This is a genomic window from Pirellulales bacterium, assembly GCA_033762255.1.
Taxonomy (GTDB): Bacteria; Planctomycetota; Planctomycetia; order Pirellulales; family JALHPA01; genus JANRLT01.
This window is the reverse complement of the sequence record JANRLT010000036.1, coordinates 85,053-108,400: the sequence shown is the minus strand read 5'-3', so window position 1 is coordinate 108,400 and position 23,348 is coordinate 85,053. Positions and strand designations below refer to the sequence as shown.

General features: G+C 55.3%; 20 protein-coding genes. 7 read left to right on the top strand and 13 right to left on the bottom strand.

Annotated elements, in window-relative coordinates; translation table 11 throughout:
• A partial coding sequence (locus SFX18_10610) for a hypothetical protein (GenBank protein ID MDX1963596.1) occupies positions 1–743 on the top strand: 743 nt, incomplete at its 5' end.
• Positions 744–981: 238 nt separating this feature from the next.
• Entirely contained in the window at positions 982–1,398 is a 417-nt protein-coding gene (locus SFX18_10605) for an RNA-binding protein (GenBank protein MDX1963595.1), read from the top strand.
• 286 nt (positions 1,399–1,684) lie between these two features.
• On the opposite strand, the gene SFX18_10600 is transcribed toward SFX18_10605, so the two are convergent.
• The 5 genes from SFX18_10600 to SFX18_10580 form a co-directional block, all read right to left on the bottom strand.
• Positions 1,685–2,632 (bottom strand): redoxin family protein, encoded by a 948-nt coding sequence (locus tag SFX18_10600; protein MDX1963594.1) that lies wholly within the window; start codon positions 2,630–2,632, stop codon positions 1,685–1,687.
• Between the two features lie 46 nt (positions 2,633–2,678).
• Entirely contained in the window at positions 2,679–4,457 is a 1,779-nt protein-coding gene (aspS, locus tag SFX18_10595) for an aspartate--tRNA ligase (GenBank protein ID MDX1963593.1), read from the bottom strand.
• A 236-nt stretch (positions 4,458–4,693) separates the two neighbouring features.
• On the bottom strand, positions 4,694–5,827 hold the full coding sequence (locus tag SFX18_10590; GenBank protein MDX1963592.1) for a hypothetical protein: 1,134 nt from the start codon (positions 5,825–5,827) through the stop codon (positions 4,694–4,696).
• A 72-nt stretch (positions 5,828–5,899) separates the two neighbouring features.
• A complete protein-coding gene (locus SFX18_10585; protein MDX1963591.1) occupies positions 5,900–8,086 on the bottom strand; it encodes a prenyltransferase/squalene oxidase repeat-containing protein in 2,187 nt (728 codons plus the stop codon).
• Between the two features lie 231 nt (positions 8,087–8,317).
• Positions 8,318–8,758, bottom strand: coding sequence for an acyl-CoA thioesterase (locus SFX18_10580; protein MDX1963590.1), 441 nt, complete (start codon positions 8,756–8,758; stop codon positions 8,318–8,320).
• Between the two features lie 156 nt (positions 8,759–8,914).
• On the opposite strand from SFX18_10580, the gene SFX18_10575 reads away from it, so the two are divergent.
• The 5 genes from SFX18_10575 (at position 8,915) to SFX18_10555 (ending at position 15,063) form a co-directional block, all read left to right on the top strand.
• Positions 8,915–9,535 carry an HAD-IA family hydrolase gene (locus SFX18_10575; protein MDX1963589.1) on the top strand — a complete coding sequence of 207 codons (621 nt, stop codon included), beginning with the start codon at positions 8,915–8,917 and terminating at the stop codon, positions 9,533–9,535.
• Positions 9,536–9,768: 233 nt separating this feature from the next.
• Positions 9,769–11,046, top strand: coding sequence for a PQQ-binding-like beta-propeller repeat protein (locus tag SFX18_10570; GenBank protein MDX1963588.1), 1,278 nt, complete (start codon positions 9,769–9,771; stop codon positions 11,044–11,046).
• Between the two features lie 391 nt (positions 11,047–11,437).
• The gene (locus SFX18_10565; protein MDX1963587.1) at positions 11,438–11,665 is read left to right on the top strand and encodes a hypothetical protein; all 228 of its coding nucleotides are present in this window, start codon (positions 11,438–11,440) and stop codon (positions 11,663–11,665) included.
• A 140-nt stretch (positions 11,666–11,805) separates the two neighbouring features.
• Positions 11,806–13,161 carry a serine protease gene (locus SFX18_10560; GenBank protein MDX1963586.1) on the top strand — a complete coding sequence of 452 codons (1,356 nt, stop codon included), beginning with the start codon at positions 11,806–11,808 and terminating at the stop codon, positions 13,159–13,161.
• Between the two features lie 156 nt (positions 13,162–13,317).
• Entirely contained in the window at positions 13,318–15,063 is a 1,746-nt protein-coding gene (locus SFX18_10555; protein MDX1963585.1) for a SpoIIE family protein phosphatase, read from the top strand.
• A gap of 541 nt (positions 15,064–15,604) precedes the next feature.
• On the opposite strand, the gene SFX18_10550 is transcribed toward SFX18_10555, so the two are convergent.
• The 8 genes from SFX18_10550 to SFX18_10515 form a co-directional block, all read right to left on the bottom strand.
• A complete protein-coding gene (locus SFX18_10550) occupies positions 15,605–16,120 on the bottom strand; it encodes a hypothetical protein (GenBank protein MDX1963584.1) in 516 nt (171 codons plus the stop codon).
• A gap of 139 nt (positions 16,121–16,259) precedes the next feature.
• Positions 16,260–17,045 (bottom strand): DUF2262 domain-containing protein, encoded by a 786-nt coding sequence (locus tag SFX18_10545; GenBank protein ID MDX1963583.1) that lies wholly within the window; start codon positions 17,043–17,045, stop codon positions 16,260–16,262.
• 201 nt (positions 17,046–17,246) lie between these two features.
• Positions 17,247–17,639 (bottom strand): DUF6331 family protein, encoded by a 393-nt coding sequence (locus SFX18_10540; GenBank protein MDX1963582.1) that lies wholly within the window; start codon positions 17,637–17,639, stop codon positions 17,247–17,249.
• Between the two features lie 184 nt (positions 17,640–17,823).
• Positions 17,824–18,069, bottom strand: coding sequence for a hypothetical protein (locus SFX18_10535; protein ID MDX1963581.1), 246 nt, complete (start codon positions 18,067–18,069; stop codon positions 17,824–17,826).
• Positions 18,070–18,773: 704 nt separating this feature from the next.
• Positions 18,774–19,112 carry a hypothetical protein gene (locus SFX18_10530; GenBank protein MDX1963580.1) on the bottom strand — a complete coding sequence of 113 codons (339 nt, stop codon included), beginning with the start codon at positions 19,110–19,112 and terminating at the stop codon, positions 18,774–18,776.
• A 194-nt stretch (positions 19,113–19,306) separates the two neighbouring features.
• Positions 19,307–19,540 (bottom strand): hypothetical protein, encoded by a 234-nt coding sequence (locus SFX18_10525; GenBank protein ID MDX1963579.1) that lies wholly within the window; start codon positions 19,538–19,540, stop codon positions 19,307–19,309.
• A gap of 664 nt (positions 19,541–20,204) precedes the next feature.
• Positions 20,205–20,828 carry a hypothetical protein gene (locus SFX18_10520; protein MDX1963578.1) on the bottom strand — a complete coding sequence of 208 codons (624 nt, stop codon included), beginning with the start codon at positions 20,826–20,828 and terminating at the stop codon, positions 20,205–20,207.
• 409 nt (positions 20,829–21,237) lie between these two features.
• The gene (locus tag SFX18_10515) at positions 21,238–23,253 is read right to left on the bottom strand and encodes a UvrD-helicase domain-containing protein (GenBank protein ID MDX1963577.1); all 2,016 of its coding nucleotides are present in this window, start codon (positions 23,251–23,253) and stop codon (positions 21,238–21,240) included.
• Positions 23,254–23,348: the final 95 nt, after the last annotated feature.

The following is a 23,348-nucleotide window of genomic DNA, read 5'->3' as shown; positions in this document are numbered from 1 at the left end:
GGCGTTGGCAACTGCCGGGCTGGGGTCCCGTGTTGCTAAGCGATACCGTCGGTTTTATTCGGGATTTGCCGCATAGCTTGATCGCCAGTTTTAAGGCCACGTTGGAAGAAGCCCGGCAGGCGGATTTACTGTTGCATGTGGCGGATGCCAGTAATGTGGCCGTATTTGAGCAAATTTCCAGTGTGTACAAAGTGTTGGAAGAACTGGGGATTGAGGAAAAAGACACGTTGTTGGTACTGAACAAGGTGGATCACCCCCATAGCCGTGATTCATTGGATCGGCTACAGGCTCGTTATCCAAACGCCATCCCCATTAGCGCTAAATCGGGCCTGGGTCTAGGAAAGCTGGCCGCCGCGGTCAGCGACGCCCTTTCCCGCGATTTTGCCGATGTGGACATTTCGGCGGGGGTGGATAATGGCAAGTTACTCGCGTATTTGAATGCGCATGGCGAAGTTTTATCCCAACGCTATACGGATGAGCGGATGACCGTGCATTGCCGGATTGGCAAGGCGCATTTGGGGCGTATTTTGGGAAATGGCGTGGAAGTCAGCCCGCATTTGAACGGCAAATCCTCCCCCAACCCCGGGGACGCAAGCGTCCCGCGGTCCAGCCTTTTTCCTGGCGAAAATGGCTCTCCCCACACTGCGGAGCATCCATCAGCGGCCACGGATAAGCATGAATCCGGCCGGGGATTTCAAAATGGGCACATTGGGAAAAATGGTAGTACTTCCGTTGGCTCGTAAGTGAATATTCAAGTTTGCTCATAATTGAATTGGGGGGATGGGAATTTGAGCGAATTGTGCATTTTGAGAGTTTTTCTGGAATTTTGTGTACAAGTGCGGCACCAAGGGGTATATTTGTAGGAACTTATCGGCGAGCGTGATGCAGTGTTTTGACAGGAATGCTGGCCCGGTGTAGGGTGTTCATGTTTCGGCGTACCGACTCTGCTGGTGGAGTTGGGTTTTTTCGGTGTTGGCCTTCGTGCTGGCACAGTCAGTGTTTGTTGTAAAGGAGCTGGTGGTGGGCAAGCGTTTGTATGTTGGAAACTTGGCGTATAGTGTCACCTCGCAGGAATTGGAAACGATCTTTTCGGCTTATGGCCAAGTGACCAATGCGATGGTGATGCAGGACCGCGACACAGGTCGCAGCAAGGGATTCGGCTTTGTGGAGATGAGCACCGATCAAGAAGCGCAAGCCGCTATTGATGGGTTGCATAATCAAAGCAATAATGGCCGTCCGTTGACCGTTAACGAAGCCCGTCCCAAGGAAAGTGGTGGCGGTGGACGTGGCGGCTACGGTGGTGGTGGTGGTGGTGGCGGCGGACGCGGTGGCGGCGGTGGTCGTGGCGGTGGACGCGGCGGCTACGGCGGCGGTGGTGGTGGTTACGATCGCGATTAATCACGACTGTAACTTAGCCGCTCCGTTTTTTCCCCTGCTACTCGCATAGAGCACGGGTATTGAATCCGGTCATGGCTGTTTCGTCCGAAGCGGCCTGACTTGGGATTTAGACTATTGTGCGATATGTCGCAGTTATCAATGATCGTTTCAAATTCGGCACCTGAAACACAAAACACCCGGCGTCATACGCTGGGTGTTTTTTTTTGATCCTTTATCTAGCGGATCAAGGGTATCTAGCGGCGGGAAAAATCCGCTTCCATGATGTCGCTCACGCGCGCTTGACGCGTTAAATTTCTTTAACGACCGCCCGCAGGGCTTCTTGCAGTTGACGGCGTGTCGAGCGTGAATACTCAATATCCAGCCAAAGCACCCGTCCCGTGGAATCAAGCAAGTAAATACGGGGAAATTCCGCTCCCCCCACCGCAGTGAGTAGTTTTTGCTCCGTATCCCAAAGCATGGCAAAACCGGGTTTCCATTCACCCAATAGCGACTCCTGATCGGCCGCTTTTTCAAACGAGTTGATCGCCACCACTTTTAATCCCACCTTGCCATACTGTCGCAATATTAACGGCTCCGCGTCCTTCAGGGCCTCTATCGCAAATGGGTTGTTTCCCCGCCACATGATCACTACCGTCGGCTTCCCTTGATAATCGGCCACGGTGTGGGGCTGGCCCTCCCCATCCGGCAAGGCCACCTGCGGAAATAAATCCCCTACCTTGACTTTGACACCTTGTTCATGGGCGGCACTCATCCTCACGGGTGGAATGCCCGCTAATGCCACACTGGTGCCGGAAGAGGGCGAAGCCTTCCCCGGGGGCGGCACTTGCGCACCAACGTCCGGGGCCGTGGGCGCCGCCGCCAAATTCTGTTGATTGTTGGGTATAGCGGCGGCCGGTGAGGCACCAGACGCGGTTGAATTTTGACTGCCTTGTGTCGGGCCGGCGGAACTTGCATCACCGGCCAAGCTTCCCTGTTCGGGATTTGCCAGGCCCGATGGCGATGTCGCGGGGGCGGGGCCGTTTGCCTGATCCGGACTGGCCAGGGTCCCGCTGGCCGGGGGAATTTTAGTTGCCGGGGATGTATTTGTCGTCTGGGAATTAGGGGCGCCGGGACTTGCCGTCGCTGCATGCAACGCGGGTACCGGGGGGGGTTGTTGTTGGCACCCCCCTACGCACACGCCCAGGGCAAAAATCCACAACCACGACACTTTGCCAGCAAAGCAGTCAGTCGCCATGTGCAAAAATCCTTTTTCCAGGCTGGAGTTACGTCTGGCCTGGGTGTTAATCAGGGCGTTTTTTTAGTTCTATTCCCAGATCGCGTAGTTGACGGGGGTCAACCGTGCCCGGCGCTTCGGTCATGAGATCCGTGGCCTTCTGCGTTTTGGGAAAGGCGATGCAGTCCCGAATATTATCTAAGCCGCCAAATAGCATAATCCAGCGATCAATCCCCAAGGCGATCCCCCCATGCGGGGGCGCGCCAAACTGCAACGCATCCAGCAAGAACCCAAATCGATCCCGCTGTTTCTCCGCATCGATGCCCAACAGTTCAAAAACTTGCTGCTGGACCGTTTGGTCATGAATACGGATGGTTCCCCCGCCGGCTTCACTGCCGTTAATAACCAGGTCGTAGGCCACCGCTCGGCAGCGACCGGGGTCGGTCCGTAATAAATCCAAATCTTGCGGACGGGGCGCGGTAAAGGGGTGGTGCATGGCCGCCCAGGTTTTTTCCTCTTCGTCCCAGGCAAACATGGGAAATTCCACCACCCAGCTAAAATTCATCGTGGCGGGATCATACAGTCGCAGGTCGACGCCAAATTTTTTGCGGAGTTGATGCAGTCCCTTGCAGGTAATTTCAAAGGTATCCGCCAAAAAGAGCAAAAAGTCGCCGGGACGGGCCTGCATGCGCGTGGCGATAGCGGCCAGTTGTTCGGGCTGAAAATTTTTGGCAATAGGGGACGCAAGCTTGCCGTCGGCTTCCACCTTGAACCAGGCCAACCCCTTGGCACCGGAATTTTTACAGACCCAATCCGTCAATTCATCAATATCCTTGCGGGAGTATTTGTCAGCGGCTCCGGCGGCGTTGATCCCCCGGACGCGGTTCCCCCCTTGCGCGGCGGCCTGAAACACCCGAAAGTCGCAGTTTTTGGCCAAATCCGTTAGATCCACCAACTCCAGTCCGTAGCGCAGGTCGGGCGCATCATGGCCAAAACGCTCCATCGCCTCGTCATAGGTCATGCGCGGCAGCGGCAGCGAAACCTCTAAATTTAACACATCGCGGGCGATGCGTTGCACCAGGCCATCGATCACCCCGATCACATCCTCCTGCGTGATAAAGGACATCTCCACGTCCAATTGGGTAAATTCCGGCTGGCGGTCGGCCCGCAGGTCCTCATCCCGAAAACACCGGGCGACCTGCACATACCGGTCATAACCGGCCATCATCAGAATTTGCTTATATAACTGGGGCGATTGCGGCAAGGCATAAAAATGCCCGGGATTAACCCGGCTGGGGACTAAATAATCCCGCGCCCCCTCCGGCGTGCTTCGTCCCAGGACGGGGGTTTCGACCTCGATAAAATTTTGCTCGTCAAAATAGTCCCGCATTGTTTTGACGATGCGATGCCGCAGGAGCAACGTCCGTTGCATTTCCGGCCGGCGCAAGTCCAAATAACGATATTTCAGCCGCAAGTCCTCACCGGGAACTTCCGTTCCTCCCGGCTGAAAGGGCAAATTCGCGCATTTATTTAATATTTCTAGTTCGCGGCAGCGCAGCTCAATTTCGCCGGTGGCCAGTTTGGGATTGATTTTTCCCTCTAGCCGCGAAGCCACCACCCCCGTGACGCGAATAACGTCCTCGACGCGGATGGTTTTGGCCAGTTCCATCAGCGGGCCGCCGCTGTCGGGATCCACCACCACCTGCGTCACACCATACCGGTCGCGCAAATCGATAAACAGCAGATTGCTACTGTGCGCGCGGTAGCTATCCACCCAGCCGCAAAGAGTGGCGGTTTGGGCGACTTGAGCTTTTTGCAATTCCCCGCAAGTATGTGTTCGTAACAAAGCAAATGATCCTTATCCGCCAGTCGGTTGGGCCAGTCAAAAGTCAGTTACCGCGGGCCGCGCGGCGCGCGACGGCATTCACAATGCGGCACAATGGCGGCATTTTAGCCTTTTTGGCGGGTCGGCGCATAGTGGCCTAAGGGGAGATGAATTAGACCCGGAATCGTCGGTTGCGGGATGCGGCGATTACCCGAAACCAGCAAAAAAAGAAAAAGCGGCTCTCCGGGAAGCTAGCCTTATTCCCGCAGTTTTCCCGCCAACTCGAGGCTTTCCGAAGAATTGATCAATTCCAAAATCCGCGCGAGTCGCAAGCGCAGATAATCTTGCCGCGAAAATTGCGGCCCGGACTGGCTGGCCCAGGTCTGCAGCAATAACCGCAGTTTTTCCTTGGCTTCGGCGGATTCAGCCCGCTGCCAAGCCTGCTGAACCACGCTGGAGAGCGCCGGGCCTAATTCTTGCAGGCGATGCCAGGCTTCTTGGCGATCGGCAAAAGAGTCCGAGTCCAACTGAGTGATCAACTGTTTAGCCATTTCCCGCTGACGGGCGGTTTGGGGGTCAACGGTGATAAATTCTGGGATTTTCTCGCGTGCCAGGGATACCGCCTGATCAGGCTGGGCCACCAGTTGCCAGGCAGCGGTTGCGGCTTTTTCGGGGGGAGCTTCCCCCAGAACTTGCCAGCAATCGCGTAATTGGGCGGGGGTTAACGGCGGAACTTCCTCTAAGGAGAGAGCATCGACGTTAAAGTTATCCAACGCCCAGGCTGTTTCCAAAATACCGGTCAAATTTTGGCCGTTGAATTTGAGATTGAGGTTCTCGGCGGTATGGGGAATGAGCAACTGGATTTTATGGAGGATAATGCCATCGGAAATAAAGGGGTTATTCCAGCGGTCGCGGCGATTAGAAAAAAGAGACCTAGAGGTGGGGCCAAATTTGAGGGGGGACACCAACCGCAAATCCAAATCGGGATACGACTGCAGCGAGTCCTCGGCGCTGGCAAACGAGGCCTGAATTAAATAGGGACCCTCCCCCAACCGGCAGGACCAGATCGCCGGCAAGACTCCCGCCGCTCCGGGAGCTTGGCCGGTCTCGGCCCCTTGCCATAAACCTATGATGTGCAAATCAAATTTAATTCGCAAATACTGATGCGGGGGAAGCTTTGCCTGAGCAAATTCAATCGTGTCGTTCGCATAATCTCCCAGGACTTTTTGCTGTCGCGCCCGATCGGACAAGGGGGCATTTTGCCACTCGGGACCAGGTGCTTTTTGAAAGTCGTGAAAATAAACACGCTCGGCGGCAGACAACAACGGTCCCATTCCAGCCAGCGACAGCCAGAATACCAGGCAACCGATAAAGCTTGTGTAATGGAGCATGGCAATGGAGAAAAAAACAAACCTAAAAATTCACTACCGCGTCGGCCTTTTGCCACTATTTACTTTTGGCCGTTATTTAATCTTGATGGTGCGGTAAAGAGGCAAGTGCCGGTAATAAACTTCCAGGGTGCACACCGCCAGGGCGGTCATATACAAGCGCCCTCCTTGTTGGACGTCATGTCCCCCTTTGCTGCCGCCAGCGGGAGCCCAACTACCGCTTTCGTGGCCGGTGGTTTCCTGCAGGATCAGCAAGGTTTTCATGTTGGCGTCATTCCAGGTTTCCCAGGGTTCTCCCCCCAGATGATGCATTACTTGCGTGGCATAGTACCAATAATAAATATTAGGTTGGTCGGGGCTGGGTAAATTGTGCAGCATGTGGTCGATTCCTTCCTGCATGCCTTTATGATCGCTGGGCCATCCCAAATACTGCATGCATAAGAGCCCTTCGGCGATCATCGTGGAAGTGGGGGCTTGTTTAGGCATGTATGAAAATAATCCCCCGTATTCCCCGGTCCCCACCGATTTCATGAATTTTTCCGCTCGCTTGAGCGTTTGTGGTTCGACATGCAAACCCGCGTGCCGCGCGCTGTGCAACGCCATCAGTTGCCAGCCGACCACGCTTAGGTCTCCTGGCTGACCGGGTTCATAACGCCAGCCGCCGGCGGTTTTATTACTCCGTTTATCCTGCGCGCTGACGATAAAGTCGATCGCTTTTTGGGCGGGGACCTTGAGCCAATCTTCCTTGGTAAGGGAGTACGCCTCGCACAGGGCCAACGCCGCGATCCCGTGGGCGTACATATTATGCAGACCCTCGCCGCGCAGGTCACCATTGGACTCTTGGGCGGCAACCAACCACTCTAGGCCGCGTTTGACATGTTCCTTATAAATTCCCGTCCGGTGCGTCTGTCCCGCCCCCAAAAACGGCAACAACGCCAACCCCGTGGCGGCGGTGTTACTATGCGCATGCCCCAGGCCATCACAGCGCCCGCGGCATTCTCCGTGTTGGGAAAAATGCCCCAAACTCCAGTGCCCATCCTCTCCCTGGTGCTGGCTAATCCAGCGCAATCCCTGGGCCACGGCCGCCTCCGTAAAGATTGTTCCCCCCTCGTGCTCGACCAATTGGGAGCGCACCCGGGGATCACGCCCCTGGTGCATGCGCGGGGCGTCCACCGTTGCTAGCTCGGTCTTGAGCTGGTCCAGCGTGGGGGGCTGATCCTGCAGTTGCTCATCCTGGGCGACTTTTAATTCCGGCAACTCCGGGGTGGGCTCGGGAGCGGGTTGGATGTTTTCCACTGGGGGTTTGGGGGGTTCCTCTGGCGGAGGAGGCTCCGGCGGCAAGGGGGTTTCCTCCGGGCCGGGATCGATATTAATGGGACGATTTTCCTCTGGCTCCGGCTGAGGCTTATCCCCTTCCTTTTCAGCGGTTCCCCAGGTTGCCGCCAAGAGCGTCCGCGGGGAACGCTCTTCGTCCGAAGCGGTCCAGTTCCACAGCGCCAACAGCATTACTAGGATGATATGAAAAATCGTGCTGGCCAAAAATGCGATTAAGTTGTCCCAGTTCCAATGGCCCGGCTCATCCCCCTCATCCCAGTGACGCGGATGCGCGGCGGTACTGAGACGTGTACCCTGTCGCTGTTGCTGCGATGCAGGCGCTTGCTGACGCTGTACAGGGGGAGCGGCAACCACCGGCGGAGAAACTAATGGCGCTACGACCGTTAGAGGAGGAGGTACCGCGGGGGAACGGGGTGGCGGAGGGACGGTTTTGGCAATTGGTGCCGCGGGAGCCGGCGCCGGGATTTTTGCCGACGAAACTTTGGCCGCGGAGCGCGCCGTTGCGGGTTGAGTCGAGGGAACCGCACGTGTCTGCGGACTTGGTGGACGAGGTTTGGTTGGCTGGGGAGCGGTGGTCCTGGCCGCGGGAGGAGTCGCAGGAGGGGAAACCGGAGGAGCGAGCTGTGGCTGGGATTGTTCGAGTAGGCGATGGATCTCACGCTCTTGCTCAAGGGTCAGTTCCAAGCTGGCGCCGCACATGGCGCAATCCGCCAACATCAGCCACAGGCGAATCGACATCGGTCCCCGGCACTCGGGGCAAGCACAGCCCACCACTTCCCCATCCAACCAAAATTCCCCCGACTTTAGCTTGGACTTATTTGGGGACAGCGACGTCGAAGGCGGGCCACCTGTGCCAGTGGCGGGATGCGGCGGGCGATTGCTGGGTGGTAAAAACTGCAGGCTAGAATCATGAAGCGCCGAACTCATCGCCAAATTCCCCGAAAACAGGGTGTGCAGTGCCGCTAAGATAGTTCCCTTGCCGACAAAATTCTTTCACCAGCAATTTTTTTTACTGTGAAATCAGAACTTTTGGTAAGTTCCGCTACCAAGCCAATGAACTTTGGTAAGTTCCGCTACATTTCGATTTCCATAAATGACAACCTTTATACTACGGTAAATCGCGGGGCGGAACAAATCGATTCCATCAAATTTGGTAAATTATAGCGCTTTTCCCGCTAGCTCTTCCATCGCCCGCCGCATTTCCGCCGGAACTGGCGTGGGAATTTGCCGCTGGTAATCAAATGCAACAATGGTCGAATCCCCCGTAGCCGCGATGGACCCCAACGCGGTGCTATAAATCACGTGCTCCATCGTAAAACTGGTACGTCCAATCCGGGCGACCCGCGAGCCAATTAATACCTGATCCGGGTAGCGCAACTGCCGTTTAAAATTGCATTGCACCGCGGCTAATATCGGCCCAATTTTTTCCCGTTCTAGCAGCTTGTCAAAGCCAATCTTTTCTAAATAGCCAATCCTTCCGCTTTCAAACCAACGCAGGTAAATCGTGTTATTGACATGCCCATACAGGTCCTGATCGCCCCATTGGATGGGCCAAGCCAGGGTATGCGCATAATCGATCAGTTCGGCGGGAATATGCATAAGCGGTTATAATACCAGGAGAATCTTGATTCTAAAATACAAATAAAACGCCCCCCCCCGGGACAGGGGAATTTACCCTTGAGCCATGACCTAGATCCAGGGATAATTGGGCGGTAGCAATATTTTACAACACGGTTCCTTTTTAACGCACAACTTATGACGGAACAAGAACTTGCTGAACGGGGCATTCAGGGGATTATTTTTGATTGTGATGGCACTTTAGCGGATACGATGCCGCCGCATTTTTTGGCCTGGACCTCCACGCTGGATCGCCATGGCCTGGAACTGGACGAAGATCGGTTTTATGCCCTGGGTGGCTGGCCAACGCACAAAATAATTGAACTGTTGGCCTCTGAGCAGGGTCGGCAGCTAAATGTTTCGGCCATGGTCATCGAAAAAGAGCAGGAATTTGAGGATATCTTACATCAGGTGAGCGCCATCGAACCGGTCCTGCGCGTCGCCCAATCTTACGCCGGCAAGCTACCGTTGGCGGTGGCCACGGGGGGCATTCGCCGCGTCTGCGAAAAAATTCTTTCGCATATCCAGGCGCTGCATCTGTTTGACGCCGTGGTGACCGCCGATGATGTCGAACGCCACAAACCTAATCCGGATATATTTCTCGAGGCCGCCCGCCGGTTGGGCGTGGCGGCGGAGCACTGCCTGGTATATGAAGACACCGACCCAGGCTTGGAAGCGGCGCGGCGGGCGGGCATGCACTGGATTGATGTGCGCACGTTTTACCAACCGCGGAGGATCACGCCAAATCGCCAGGGATAAGCTTATCTGCCGCAATTTTTTTCTAGAAAAATAATTTTTGTGGCACAGATGGCGGTGATTCGGTAGGTTACTGGTATTGATCCCGCCGTCTGTATACTTGGTAGGCCGGGGAAGCGCCCAAAAAATCAGCTCCACGCCTGCCCTGCCCGCCAACGTATTGCTTGCCCCGGTGCCATGCGCCGCGCGGCAAAATCCCATTTAACATTCTTCGATTAATTCTAGGGACCCAAGTTATGAAACGTGTGTCGCTTTTGGTATTGTTTTGCCTGGCGGGAAGCCTTTTGTGTGAAGTCTGCCGGGGCGAGGATTGGCCCCAATGGCGCGGACCCAAGCGAGACAACATAAGCGCCAGCACCGGCATCAATACCGACTGGGAAGCCAAGCCGCCCCAACTATTGTGGCAAATGGAAGGGCTAGGAGACGGATACTCCAGTGTCAGCATTGTGGGGAATCGATTGTACACCGTCGGTAACCGGGATAACGCGCAATGCGTAATGGCCGTCGATTTGGACAAGCGTGAAGTTGTATGGTCCACGCCCGTCACCAATGGCGAACCGGATCATGGATACAAAGGGTCGCGCTGCACCCCCGCGATCGACGGGGACCGGCTGTACGTGGTTTCATCCGATGGAGCGATCAGTTGCCTGCAGACGGATAATGGCAGCGTCGTCTGGTCCAAAAATTTTGACAAAGAATGGCAAGGGAGAATGCATTCCGGCTGGGGATTTTCGGAATCGCCATTGGTTGATGGTGATCACGTGCTGTGCACCCCGGGGGGCGACAATGCGATGATCGTTTGCCTTAACAAGAAGACCGGCGAGACGGTCTGGACAACCGCCATGCCCGATCCCGGCGGAAATGGGAGCGCGGGAGCGGGATATTCCTCGATCATGATTAGCAAGGCGGGAGGGGTTAAGCAATACGTCACGCTGGTCGGAAGGGGTTTGATCGGCGTCGCCGCGCAAGACGGCAAGCTATTATGGACCTATAACAGAGTCGCCAACGGCACCGCGAATATCCCGACGCCAATTGTCGCGGGGGATTATATATTTGGCTCGAGCGGGTACGGCACAGGCTCTTGCTTAATCAAGATCACGAATGACAACGGAAATTTTCAGGCCAATGAGGTATACTTTAAATCCGGGGACAATCTGCAAAACCACCACGGCGGAATGATTCTGATCGGCAAGCATATCTATCTAGGAAATGGACACGGCAACGGATTTCCCACCTGTATTGACGCCCTCACCGGAGAAAAGACCTGGGGGGATAAATTTCGCGGTCCGGGGGGTGGTTCAGCCGCCACAACCGCTGTCGCGGGGCATTTGATTTTTCGCTACGAGGATGGCACCGTGGCCCTGATCGAGGCCAACCCCGCCAAGTATATCCTCAAGGGTAAATTCATGCCGGTGGTTAAAGAACGCGAAAGCTGGGCCCATCCCGTGGTCGTGGACAAAAAGCTTTACTTACGCGAGCAAAACCATCTGATGGTATATGACTTGGCAAAGTAGCGGAAAAATGTCTTCATCTCACTCCCGTGAAATGGTGGGGTGGCGACCAGCGGCCCAGACGGTATTAATGCTTGCAAGGATTACCCCGCCTAGTCCCACCATGTCTTAAGCGGGTATTTGAGTTGGGGCTAACTTTCCTATTTGGCGGCTAGTCCCAACCTCCAAACTCCATTCTTCCCATCCTCTTTGGCAAACTTTGCCGACTAGCGAAAATCTCCCGGCTCCGCCCAACTCTGTGAATTTTCGCCGGTTTTCTGGTCGATCCCCTTGATAGTGTGATAGCAGCTTTGCCAAAAGGATGTTGGCACCCCCGTTTTGCGGCGGTTGCACAGGCAAAGATCGCCCACGGACGGGGTGACCAGAACTCCACCGTGTGAATAAAGGATCGGTTATGAATTCTATGGAACCTGCCAAATCGCTCCGGCAGGATTTGCCCGCGGAAACCTCCGCCGAAGCTGGGGAAAAAGCGGAATTGCGCCGTCGCCTGTTAAATCTCATCTTGCATCGAGAATCGGCGCGGGCCCAACGGGCGGTGCCGCGACTCGCGCCTCCCCCGCTTGGTCCGCCGCCAGTCGGTCAGCAGTCGCTCTCGCAGTTAGTAATTAGCTATAGCGGTTAACTTGTTGCGACAGGCCGCGAACAAATGGCACACGCTAAATCGCGTTAAGCCATTTTGCCCGCATCGCGCGGCAGACGCGCGTTTATAGGCGCCAGACTTAATCGAGCAAGGATGCTCAGTTCCTCCTTGGCTCAATTGTTGTGGCATCCCCATTTGCACGGCATGGCGGTTTTTTCCCTTTTCGCGCTGGCTGGTTAGTCCGGCTGTGCTGTGCCTTCTGCTGCGCTGGTTGGTTCTATCCCGGTCACATTCTGGCCCAACTCAACTATCCCGCGGACACGCCCCAACTGGCCTCCCAGCAGTCCTGGTGGCAGACGTTGTGGGGAGCTCCCGGCTCGCAGCGATCCATTCCCGTCGCGCAAGGTCGCGCCGTCTCCAAAACGCCCCATCCGGCGATTGCGCGGATCATCGCTCCGGAAAAAAAATCCCTGGCCCTTGGTTCGGGCACCTTAATCGCCAAAACCGCCACCTATGGATTGGTCATCACCAACTGGCATGTCGTGCGCGACGCCACCCATGGCGCGGTGGTGGTGTTTCCCGACGGGACCCAATATCAAGGCCGCGTGGTAAAAACCGATCGCGATTGGGATCTGGCCGCAATTGTTATTCCCCCGCCGGGTGTGGAGCCTTTGCCTCTGACCACCGTTGCCCCCAAGCTAGGCGAAACACTGTGGATTGCCGGATACGGTTCGGGGGATTACCTGCTGCAAACAGGCCGCTGCAGCCAGTATTTGGCCCCCGCGGCAAATTGGCCCCTGGAAATCGTCGAACTAGGGGCCGCTGCCCGCCAGGGAGATTCCGGCGGGCCTATCCTGAATGCCCGGGGCGAAGTCGCGGGGGTATTATTTGGCCAGGGAGACGGTTACACCAGCGGCGCGTACGGAGGACGCGTGGTCGAGTTTCTCGATTCCTTGCCCCCCCTGGAAAAGCTCGCTGTGCCGGGGACCCCCCGGCCCAAACTGGAGCAACTTGCGAATGTTTCGCGCCAAAATCAGACAACGCTAAATCAGACACTCCAAAACCAGGCACCACAAAGCCAGCTCGGGACGCAGCCTTTATCACAGACCCCAGATCGAACAAAAGCAGCCATTAATTCATTTTCAAATCCGAGCATTCGGCCCACCCGGGATTTGGCGGTTGCGTTGCCAAATTCCCCGCAGGCTTCCTCTCAATCCCCTGCCCTGCCGGTCGCCAGTCCTCTTCTACCCATAGATCCTGTGTTATCAGCTTCCGCCGTTCCCGCGACGCAGCCACCCTCTGGGCAACCCCGACAAAACCAGGGAAATTTCTTTTCTCCAGCGGATAGGCCATTAACCGTTAATTCTCATTCCGGGCTACCCCCCCTCACCACCCACGGCGGGACCGTGCGCGAATTTAGCCTGTGGCAATTTGCCGGCGATAACGCATGGGAACAGGTGAAAAGTGTGTTTGCCCTGGCTGGATTTTTACTCTTTTTTTTCAATCTTTGCGGCTGGCTGGTGGGCCGATCCGCTTGATTTTAGGCCAATTTGAGTTTTTTTGACGCCGCGGCGGCGATGCCGCTGAAAATGCCATCAGCTAAATGCAATTGCCCCGAATTGACGAGAGTTTGCGGCGGGGTCTACAATCTAGGCTGACTATCGGTTCCTGGCTTTTAACTCGCTGTGATTTGCATGAGTCTGGCCGATCTTACGACGACGACAACCACCGCATCCCTCAAGCTCCTCAATGGCGACCATGCCGGCCAAAATTTCCCCTTGGTTGGCGAACGCATGATATTGGGCCGTCATCCCGACTGCCAAGTCGTCATCGACGTGGGGGCGGTTAGCCGCCAGCACGCGCATATTTTGCTCTTGGATGGCAGGTATTTACTAGAAGATTTAAAAAGTCGCAACGGCACGTTTTTGAATGATGAGCTGGTGCAGGGACGGCAACCGCTGCAATCGGGGGACCGAATTCGGATTTGCGACCTGGAATTCGCTTTTGAGCTGGAATCCCTGCTCAATACACGGCAAACACTGTCGAACGGCCGCACGCTAAGCGATTTTGGCTTTGGCGTCCTCATGGAGGAGGACAGCTCCGCCACGCCGGAATCTCGTGGTGCCATCATGTCCAAGCTAGACATTTCCTCCGGCAAGGGGGGAATTCGGCTGGCGGTCAATCCCGAAGTAAAGCTGCGGGCCCTTATAGAAATCACCCAAAGTCTGTGCAAAACCTTATCGCTGGATGATGTGCTCCCCAAGCTGCTGGAAAGTCTGTTTAAGATTTTTGTCCAGGCGGATCGGGGATTGGTGGCGCTCAAGACCAAGGATGGCAAGATTGTCCCGCGCTCGGTCAAACACCGCCGGGGGGATGCGGACGAATCCATCCGCCTGAGCCGGACCATCGTGAACGAGGTCATCCAAAGCAAACAGGCCATCCTGTCCGCCGACGCCGCCACGGATGAACGCTTTGAAATGAGCCAAAGCATCGCCGATTTTCGCATCCGTTCGCTCATGTGCGCCCCCTTGGTCAATAGCGACAACGAGGCCCTGGGCCTGATCCAGATCGACAGTCTGGATCAGCGCAACCGCTTTCAAGAAGAAGACTTAGAGGTCTTGGCCGGGGTGGCGACGCAGGCGGCGTTCGTGCTGGATAACATCCAAATGCACGAAAACCTACTCCGCCAGCACCAGTTGGATCGGGATTTGGCGCTGGCCCATAAGGTGCAGCAGGGACTTTTGCCCTCCTCGCCGCCGCTCATACCCAACTATCACTTTTTTGACTTTTACGAGCCAGCCAATCAAGTGGGGGGGGACTTTTATGACTATATCCCCCTGCCCGGAGGGCGTGTGGCGGTAATCCTGGCCGATGTCGCGGGCAAAGGGGTTTCCGCGGCCCTGGTCATGGCCAAACTTTCTAGTGATGTCCGATACTGCCTGGCCAGCGAGCCCGAGTTGAATCTGGCGGTAAATAAAATCAACGCCAACTTTTGCCGCCACGGCTGGGAAGACCGGTTTGTCACCTTTGTGCTGTTGGTGCTGGATCCCCGCACGCACGAAATCACCGTGGTTAACGCCGGGCACATGGCCCCCCTGATTCGCGAAGAAACCGGTGTTATCACCGCCTTTGCGGAGGATGACTCCGGACTGCCGCTGGGCGTGGTGGATGGCTACGAATACACGGCCAACCAGCGCACGCTGGCAAAGGGGCAATTTGTCGCGTTGTATACGGATGGTTTTAGCGAGGCGATGAACCCGCAAAAAGAGTTGTATGGCACGGACCGCCTGCGCGGGCAAATGGGCAAGTCCTTTAACGATGTCAGCGACCTGGGGCATCTGATCCTGGACGATATTAAGGCGTTTGTCAGCGGACATCCCCAAAGCGACGATATGTGCCTGGTCTGCTTTGGCCGGGGAATTTGCGACGAACAGTCGTAGTGGCGAGTTTTACTCGCTGTTCTACCCGTAGCGGCGACGTTTTTCTCGCCATGCTGGTTTTTGGTTTTTGGTCTTTGTTTAGCCGCGACGCGCAGCGGAGCGCGGAGCCTTTTGAGAAATACATTTGTCACGGAGGAGCGGAGGAAAGGCCGAGGTTCACAGAGAATACAATCTGTAGGAGGCGACTCAGTCGCCGATCTGGTCGTAGCGGCGACGTTTCGTCGCCGATCTGCCCGTAGCAGCAACGTTTCGTCGCCGATCTGATTTTGGGTCTTTGGTCTTTAATTTATTGCAAACCGCGACGCGTAGCTCCGAAAGAGCGACATCTTTATAGCTAATGACCACTCTTAATATTCTATTTTTAATTCTTAATTTTTAATTCTTAATTGCCTTCCCCTCCTACCGCGCAGCGGTTACAGAACATAGTCCCGGGTTGCAGAGCAGCGACTCCCCGGGGTAAGGCAATGATAAATATAAGAGGTGCTTCTTGCGGTTTAGCCGCCCAAGAACAAGTTCCTGGGATATCCGGTACCCGGTATTGTTATGTTTCTTCATCCACGACGGAACCATTCTTTTCGGAGAATTTGAGCGGGTCCGTGAATGCTTTGCGTACTATGTGCGACGCGGATTGGTTGTTGACGCAAATTGCTATCGTAGCGTGCCACTCTTTGTCGTACGGATCGACGGGATACGCGCAGACCAAAGCAAACCATATTGCGTCTTCAATTGATTCGTTTGAGTGATCTGTCGTGATAATCACTTGTTCATTGTCGGCTTCGTATTCGCAGCAGGCAAGATCAAAAGCAAGGTGAGCCATTTGGCAATCGCGTCCCCATGCACAGAAGTATCGAGAACCAGCCGCAATCAATTGTTGCGACAAGGCCACCATATGTTCTTGAGTCACGGTAGAGAAATCCGCGACCATCAGAGTGACAAAGTGTTTACCCGGAAGTTGGGAAACGGCCGGAAGAATGTCGGTGAAGGCGCTGCAATCGAGAAGATAGAGCCCGCGATTAGAGTCGTCAGGGTGATCGTTAAGGTGCTCAATCTGGGCCATGGCTTCTGCAAAATTATGGATTCCGCTCAGTGGCCTATTCGGCACCATGCCGGCTCACGAACTACAAGAAACTTACCCACCGGCTCGGTCCACTGCATTGGTTGGTTATGTGGCGTCGCCGCACCGCCGTGTGTCAGTGTTAGCCGGTTATCTCGGCGGACTGCGGCCCTATGCTCAGGGTGCCGCGGATTTCAATGGCATGCCCCCAAAAGATGTCGCCGTCGTCGTAATAAATCGTGAAGCCGTCCGGCGGATCGAAGCCTATCGAGTTGGGAATCAACTTTTTGATGAATTCTGCTTCGGTCAGCGGCTTTTCACCCTCTTGGAGCCACGTGTCGTTTTTTAACTCGATTAATCGAGCCGCCGCGAACTCACGGAGTCGACGATCCCAGTCGGCATTCTCCTTCCAAAACTGTTCGGCAATTGACAGGGTGGCCGGATCGGGTGCTTCCCCGTCCGCGTCGACTCTAAGCCTGATTGGTTCCTCTGCCAGCGTGAGCTTTGCCTGGAATGAGTTGTATCCCCGCTCGAAGGTGAGTTGGCCGAGGAGCGGATGCTTGAGGACAATCGGCTTTTGCTGCTCGCTCGCGATCGCATGAAGTTCCGTGTCGGGATCATTGCGATTCCGAACTTCGATTACCTCCGCTGACAAGAACATATTCGGACTATGCTCAAACAATCTTACGCGAGCGCGCATAACGCTGTAAGGTTTGATCGATGCCATGCTCTGTCGGAGTTGGTCGTCGGTGAATCCGTTTTGCACAAGTCGCAGCCTGCGCGAGTCGAGCAGACCGCCTTCATGTTTCCAAGGATGAACAATGACGATTAGCGACCAGAGTTCTTCGTTGTCGTTTTTTCCCCCACCAGGCCCCGGAGGTTGGACGACGCCGACAATTTCGATCGGTTCTATTGACTCTTCGGGCATGCTCCCTCCATCGAATAGCTTCAATTACAATTGCTACGCCCGCCGCCACCTAACGACCCAAGCACAGCGGCCGCCGCCGAACTGTTGCTTTGGCAATTACAAATATTATGAAATACGGCCTCATCGGCTGCAACAGTCGCGAACAAATTACCTGAACCGTCCTACTGCCCAGCGGGGCGGCGGTTCGCTGCAGCGCTCTGGTTAGGCCGACTTGTGTGATACCACATAACTCTGAAGGTGCTGAATCAACTCAATGAGACCCTTCTTATCAAAAAGATTGTTCAGGCGACTACTGACAAAAGTGTCTGCCCTACTCTTCTCGATAAACTCAAGCAGGGCCTCAAGCCCTGATGCTATCGACCGCTCATCCTGTGAGCGACAGACAGCCTGAATGTCCTCTGGCCAGAGTGAAAACGCATCAATACCACAACACCCGGCAACACACTCAGTCTCCAAAGCTGACCAAAACGACTCCATAGCTGAGATCATATGATCAATGGAAACAGCCTGTGCATATGGACGGCCAGCGATGTCAACAAAGGTAATCCACTTGTCAGGACCGATACTGATGTCGTTTGGATTCGGCTTTGGCATGATAGCGCGCGTCGACCTAACGACCAAGCACAGCGGCCGCCGCTGAACTGTTGCTTTGGCAATTTTAAAATATTATGAATTACGGCCCGGTCGGCTGCAACAGTCGCGAACAAATTACCCGGACCGTCCTACTGCCCAACGGGGCGGCGGTTAGCTGTAGCGCCCTGGTTAGGCCACGTCATCATCATACCAAACTCTTCCGTGTCTCCTGCCACTCCTCCCAGCATCGCTCCGGGTCAATGTCCTTGTAGCCACGCTCGGCATCAATCTTCGGCACTACGTCAATCGGGACTGCAACAGACGGGCAGTTGTCTCGAATCTCGATGACCTCTGCTTCGGTCAACGGACTGCCCTTGGCGCGCTCGCGGTTCAGCAAAGTCGCGACCAAACTCGGCATCGGATAAATCACAAGCTTGTCGGAATTACTCATGGCGTGTGAAGCGGCCTAACGACCAAGCTCAGCAACTGCCGCCGAATTGTTGCTTTGGCAATTTAAAATATTATGAAATACGGCCCGGTCGGCTGCAACAGTCGCGATCAAATTACCCGGACCGTCCAACTGCCCAACGGGGCGGCGGTTAGCTGTAGCGCCCTGGTTAGGCCACTCGTTCTTCATACTCAAATCTCAAAGTCCGAATCATCTGCTCGCAATCGGTTAACTCAGAATGCTGTGTATCCCAAACAGATGTGTAAGTGACCTTCGCGCAACTTCGACCGTCGGAAACATACCAGACTCTCAAAAAGTCGTCACCGTAACAGAAGCTACCTGCTGCAAGTCGGAGATCTGCATCCTCGACAACTACGTCTGTCGGCTCGACTAGCTGGCGTGAACTGGCAAAATCGCGGAGGAGCGACAATAAATCCTGCGCCGTCAGATTTAGAATACGCCCGCTCTTGTAGGTAGCAATGGAGAACTGGAACGCGCCGACTCCGTTCGGTCTGGCCAACGTCCAAGGCGGGTCTGCCGCCTCGACCTCGTCTGTAAGGTCGCACCAACCATCGCTGCATCTGATTGTGAACGGTAGAGACATGGTGAACGCGTTCGAGTGGGCTAACGCTTCAGTTCTCCCAGCCCGCGGAATGAACGCTTCTTGTTCAAAAGCACCCGATCGCGGGCTTGGGTGCAACGGGTGGTTATACCGCGTTTGCTAGTTTGTCTAGTAATTCGATTCGGAATTGCAATTCGTCAATCCCGTAATTCTGAGTCGCGTATCCGTCAGTCGGATTTCGCTGCTCCTCGACATGAAGTTCTTTTATTTTTCGTATTTCAATTTCGCGGTGCCTGATCGCTTTGATTTCGTCGCCATCGGCTACCGCAAGTATTGCTGCGGCACCGTGGTAACAAATCGCCTCGGCGGCATCGTCCATCTCAGCACATTCATTGAAGAGCGACCTGAGGTTTTCGATTTCCGTTAATGTCACTTCTCGCCCTTCGCGCATCTTGGACAAGATTGACATTTCTTGTTGTTTCATCTCGTGCCAAGGACGAAAGGACATTTCGCTGTTACTTCTTTCAGCGGGATAACGACCCAAGCTCAGCGACCGCCGCCGAGATGTTAATTATTGGGTACGGCCCGGTCGACTGCAACAGTCGCGAACAAATTACCTGAACCGTTCGACTGCCCAGCGGGGCGGCGGTTCGCTAAGTGCTCTGGTTAGGCATTACGTCAACCTTCATACTGACTCTTTGGCTGTGCCATCCCAATCTCGGAGATTAGGTTGCGAACGATACTGCCGCATTTACGACAAAATCCTTCGACAACAATCTGCCCATCGTCCTCATACTCACGTGCTTCTCGCATACCCAAGTCTGCTGCCTCACAAACATCGCACCAAGAATCTTCAGTGAGCATCTGCTGCTCTACTGGAGAACGAGCAGAAAAATTGCGAGGTGTCTTCATGATGACTAACGACCCGCAACACGGGGCGTGGGAGTTGACATTGATTCCACAAAAGACTGGCCACCCCCGCTCCCGTGAATGCGATGGTTCGGCGATTTCGAATTCGGAGACACCGTCGTACTCTGGCGAACCGGCGGGATCATGAGCCACCGTCGTCGTTAACTTGCTTGAGTTCGATCACGAGGCGAAGGTTCGCAACGCGTTCAAGGAATCTAGGCAGATCAATCGTATTGGTTTGGATGCCAAGCGGGACGATCCGTCGGCCATTCGCAGTGATCTCCATGTTCTTCAATTGAACTACGTTGTACTCAGGAATTAGCCAGGCAAGCCGGAGGAGGTAGTCGTGTGTACCGTCATTGACTGCGATCGCTTCAAATTCTGACTCGTATGCAACAGACCATGGTGGAGCGTCGCAGACCGTGGCCAATGGTACCTCCCCGCAGCGGGAACATTCCCCCATCTCAATGTCACCATACCGCCAGACATCACAGAGCGCCGCATCGCAGTGAGGGCATACGCGTTGCACGAGTTCACTTTTCCGCAGAACGACCAAGCTGAGCGACGACCTGGGCAGCACTGGTGGAACGCACCGTGCGCTCACAAAATCCCGCGACGCTCGAACGGACAGCGGAGAGGACGTTCGCTGCAGCGCTCTGGTAAGGTGTCATTTCGTGTCTCTCCTGAAAGACTGAATCGCCGGCTCGACTAAAGTAAGAACTCGCTGTGCTAGTGGGTCAGTACTCCTCGCAGAATTCACAAAACACGAAACCACCAGAGAATGCCCGCCGTGACCGACATACCAATAGTGCATTAGGCTGCCCGCCGAACCCTCGCATGCAGGCTCAGCAACGTAAAACCAGACGCGGTTATTACCTTCGTGCAACTCAGCCTGTCTCTCTGTGGCCTCCTTGCGAATCAACCTCTCGCCCGCTCCGGCAACCTCCTGCCCATCCTTCTTCGTGACGCTGATGACTGTGAATCGCAGATTGGCAAAGTCGCTGCCCGGCAGGAAAGCAACGAGCGTATCGTCCTCGATACGCGTCTCCAAAAAGTCGGGCAAATCAATCGCTGTGCTGCCGATGGAAAATGTCTGCATACGAGTCTCTCTCTTGCCGCAAGACACGCCACCGGCAACCGCTGCGAGCAGAATGGCGAGGGTGAATCGCATGACACCTAACATTTTACTCAGGCTTTTCGCTGGGATATTCACAATATCCAGGCCAGCGACACAGCGATTTTCACGTATAGTATCCCTTGAAAAAATCCTTGTCAAGAAATGCATCATCATTGCAGGAATGCACTTAGGCCGTTCCCGGTGGTATCGCTGCGCTCAACCACCGGCTAAGGGCTTTTATCCCTACGGGATAGTACCTGGAATGAAAACGCGGAAATAGAGACCATATATTAGCAAGCAAAGACCAGATCGGCGACTAAAACTCGCCGCTACGGGGAAAGGGCGACTAAAACTCGCCGCTACAGGCAGATCGGCGACGAAACGTCGGCGCTACGGGGAACGGGCGAGTAAACCTCGCCGCTACGATCAGATCGGCGACGGAGTCGCCTCCTACAGATTGTTTTCTCCGTGAACCTCGGCTTATCCTCCGCTCCTCCGTGATAAATGTATTTCTCGGAAGGCTCCGCGCTCCGCTACGCGTCGCGGCTAAACAGAAACCATAATCCCGCTCGGCGAGCGGGACCTACTTACGCTTCCCCCCCAACAGCTTTTCCTGCTGGTCCGCTCGCTGCTTGGCCGCGCGCAGCTTGGCCGCGACCTCTTGGGCGTTGGCCGCTTGGCCGGTCAATTCGTATAAGAACCGGCTGGGAATCGTGGGGCGCAGTTTGCCCCATTTGTTGCGGCCCAGACACAGTGTTAATGTCAGCCGGTCCTGTGCGCGGGTGATCCCCACGTAACACAACCGGCGTTCCTCGTCGATATTGCGTTCGTCATCCCCCAAGGAGCGGTGATGCGGCAAAATGTTTTCCTCCAGTCCCACCAGATACACCTGGGGAAATTCCAGCCCCTTGGCGCTATGCAGGGTCATCAGGGCCACGGCATTTTTGGCTAATTGGGTTTCCTTCTCGTCGCTTTGATCGGCCCGGTCGCTCAGCGTGATTTCATCCAAAAAATCCGCCAGTTGCGGCCGAGGCGCACGCTTGCTATAGGCGGCCAGGGCGTTAAAAACCTCGGCCACATTGTTCCAGCGTTCTTCCGCTTCTTCCGCCGTTTTATAAAATCGCCGCAAATCCTCTTTATATTTCACTTCATTGATCAATTCCTCGGCCAAGGTCAACAGCGGTTCCTTTCCCAGCCGCGCGGTATACTTTTCGATCAATTGGCGAAATTTGTCGAGCGCGGCATGCGCGGCGGGAGTCAGCGACCGGGGCTGGTTGCCCGGCTGCAACGCCCCCCAGACGGGCCGCTCGAGCGCGTTCGCCTGGGCCATGAGGGCTTCGATGGTGGTTTCGCCAATGCCGCGCGGCGGGGTGTTAATCACGCGCAAGAGGGCTTGATCGTCGCCGGGCCGGACCAGCAGCCGCAAATAGGCCGTGATATCGCGGACTTCCTTGCGTTCAAAAAACGACTGTCCGCCAATCAATACGTAAGGAATTTTTTGCTTGCGGAGTTCCTGCTCGAACAAGCGGGGCTGCTCATTAGTGCGAAATAATATCGCAAAGTCGCGCGGAGTCAGGCCCGGCTGGGTTAGTCGGCGCTTGATGTCGCCGACCACTTTGGCGGCTTCGTCTTCTTCGTCCGCGCATTGCCAGATTTCCGGTTTGTCGCCATTGGGGCGCGCGGGATTGAGCCGCTTGTCATGCCGCAGTTTATTGAATTTAATGACCCGATTTGCCAACTCCAAAATTTGTGCCGTGCAACGGTAGTTATCCTCTAGTCGCACCACTTTGGCGTCGGGCCAATCCCGCTGAAACCCCAAGATGTGCCGCACCTCCGCTCCGCGCCAGCCATAAATCGCCTGGTCGTCGTCCCCCACCACGCACAAATTGCGATGCCCCCCCGCCAGCCCCTGTACAATGCGGTACTGGCTGGCGTTGGTGTCCTGGTACTCGTCAATCAGCAAATGGTCAAATCGCGCGGCCTCGGTACTTTTGACCTGGGGAAATTTGCCAAAGAGTTCCTCGGTTAGCAACAACAAATCGTCAAAATCGACCGCATTTCCCGCGCGCAGCAACCGCTGGTAGCGTCGATAGCCGATCGCCGCTAAATGCAGCTTATCCGTGTCAGCCTGGCGAATGGCGTCATCGGGACGCAGGGCCGCGGTTTTCCAGTTTCCCACCTGGGCCAGCAAATCTCCCGGGCGCAGGGTTTCGGTGGGGCATTTGATCTCTTGCAAAATCTGCCGGGCCAGGCTTTCCTGGTCCCCCCGGTCATAAATGGCAAACTGCGAGGTATAGCCCAGATGTTGAATCTGCCGGCGCAAGATTCGCAAGCAAAGTGAGTGGAACGTGCTGATTTCGGGCTTTTGGGGGTTGCGCTTGCCCAAGAGTTGGGTGGCGCGTTGCTGCATTTCGCGGGCGGCCTTGTTGGTAAAGGTGACGGCGAGGATTTTTTGGGGGGGGACGCGATGGCGGATGAGATTGGCGATGCGATACGTCACCACGCGGGTTTTACCGGTCCCGGCGCCGGCCAAGACCAAGAGTGGCCCGGCGAGGGTCTCGACCGCTAATTTTTGCGAGGGATTTAATCCGTCCGACATGGAGTGGCCTGAAACCTTGAATTGCGATATTCGCTGTCGCTTACCCAGTTCGGTAAGCGGGGTCATTATGCCAAGCCTGCTTATTATGGAAAATT

What these genes read in the sequence shown, in the direction of transcription:
- SFX18_10600 (MDX1963594.1), bottom strand. Translation starts at nt 2,632, where the DNA reads ATGGCGACTGACTGCTTTGCTGGCAAAGTGTCGTGGTTGTGGATTTTT.
- SFX18_10590 (MDX1963592.1), bottom strand. Translation starts at nt 5,827, where the DNA reads ATGCTCCATTACACAAGCTTTATCGGTTGCCTGGTATTCTGGCTGTCG.
- SFX18_10585 (MDX1963591.1), bottom strand. Translation starts at nt 8,086, where the DNA reads ATGAGTTCGGCGCTTCATGATTCTAGCCTGCAGTTTTTACCACCCAGC.
- SFX18_10580 (MDX1963590.1), bottom strand. Translation starts at nt 8,758, where the DNA reads ATGCATATTCCCGCCGAACTGATCGATTATGCGCATACCCTGGCTTGG.
- SFX18_10575 (MDX1963589.1), top strand. Translation starts at nt 8,915, where the DNA reads ATGACGGAACAAGAACTTGCTGAACGGGGCATTCAGGGGATTATTTTT.
- SFX18_10570 (MDX1963588.1), top strand. Translation starts at nt 9,769, where the DNA reads ATGAAACGTGTGTCGCTTTTGGTATTGTTTTGCCTGGCGGGAAGCCTT.
- SFX18_10565 (MDX1963587.1), top strand. Translation starts at nt 11,438, where the DNA reads ATGAATTCTATGGAACCTGCCAAATCGCTCCGGCAGGATTTGCCCGCG.
- SFX18_10555 (MDX1963585.1), top strand. Translation starts at nt 13,318, where the DNA reads ATGAGTCTGGCCGATCTTACGACGACGACAACCACCGCATCCCTCAAG.
- SFX18_10550 (MDX1963584.1), bottom strand. Translation starts at nt 16,120, where the DNA reads ATGGCCCAGATTGAGCACCTTAACGATCACCCTGACGACTCTAATCGC.
- SFX18_10545 (MDX1963583.1), bottom strand. Translation starts at nt 17,045, where the DNA reads ATGCCCGAAGAGTCAATAGAACCGATCGAAATTGTCGGCGTCGTCCAA.
- SFX18_10540 (MDX1963582.1), bottom strand. Translation starts at nt 17,639, where the DNA reads ATGCCAAAGCCGAATCCAAACGACATCAGTATCGGTCCTGACAAGTGG.
- SFX18_10535 (MDX1963581.1), bottom strand. Translation starts at nt 18,069, where the DNA reads ATGAGTAATTCCGACAAGCTTGTGATTTATCCGATGCCGAGTTTGGTC.
- SFX18_10530 (MDX1963580.1), bottom strand. Translation starts at nt 19,112, where the DNA reads ATGAAACAACAAGAAATGTCAATCTTGTCCAAGATGCGCGAAGGGCGA.
- SFX18_10525 (MDX1963579.1), bottom strand. Translation starts at nt 19,540, where the DNA reads ATGAAGACACCTCGCAATTTTTCTGCTCGTTCTCCAGTAGAGCAGCAG.
- SFX18_10520 (MDX1963578.1), bottom strand. Translation starts at nt 20,828, where the DNA reads ATGATGATGCATTTCTTGACAAGGATTTTTTCAAGGGATACTATACGT.
- SFX18_10515 (MDX1963577.1), bottom strand. Translation starts at nt 23,253, where the DNA reads ATGTCGGACGGATTAAATCCCTCGCAAAAATTAGCGGTCGAGACCCTC.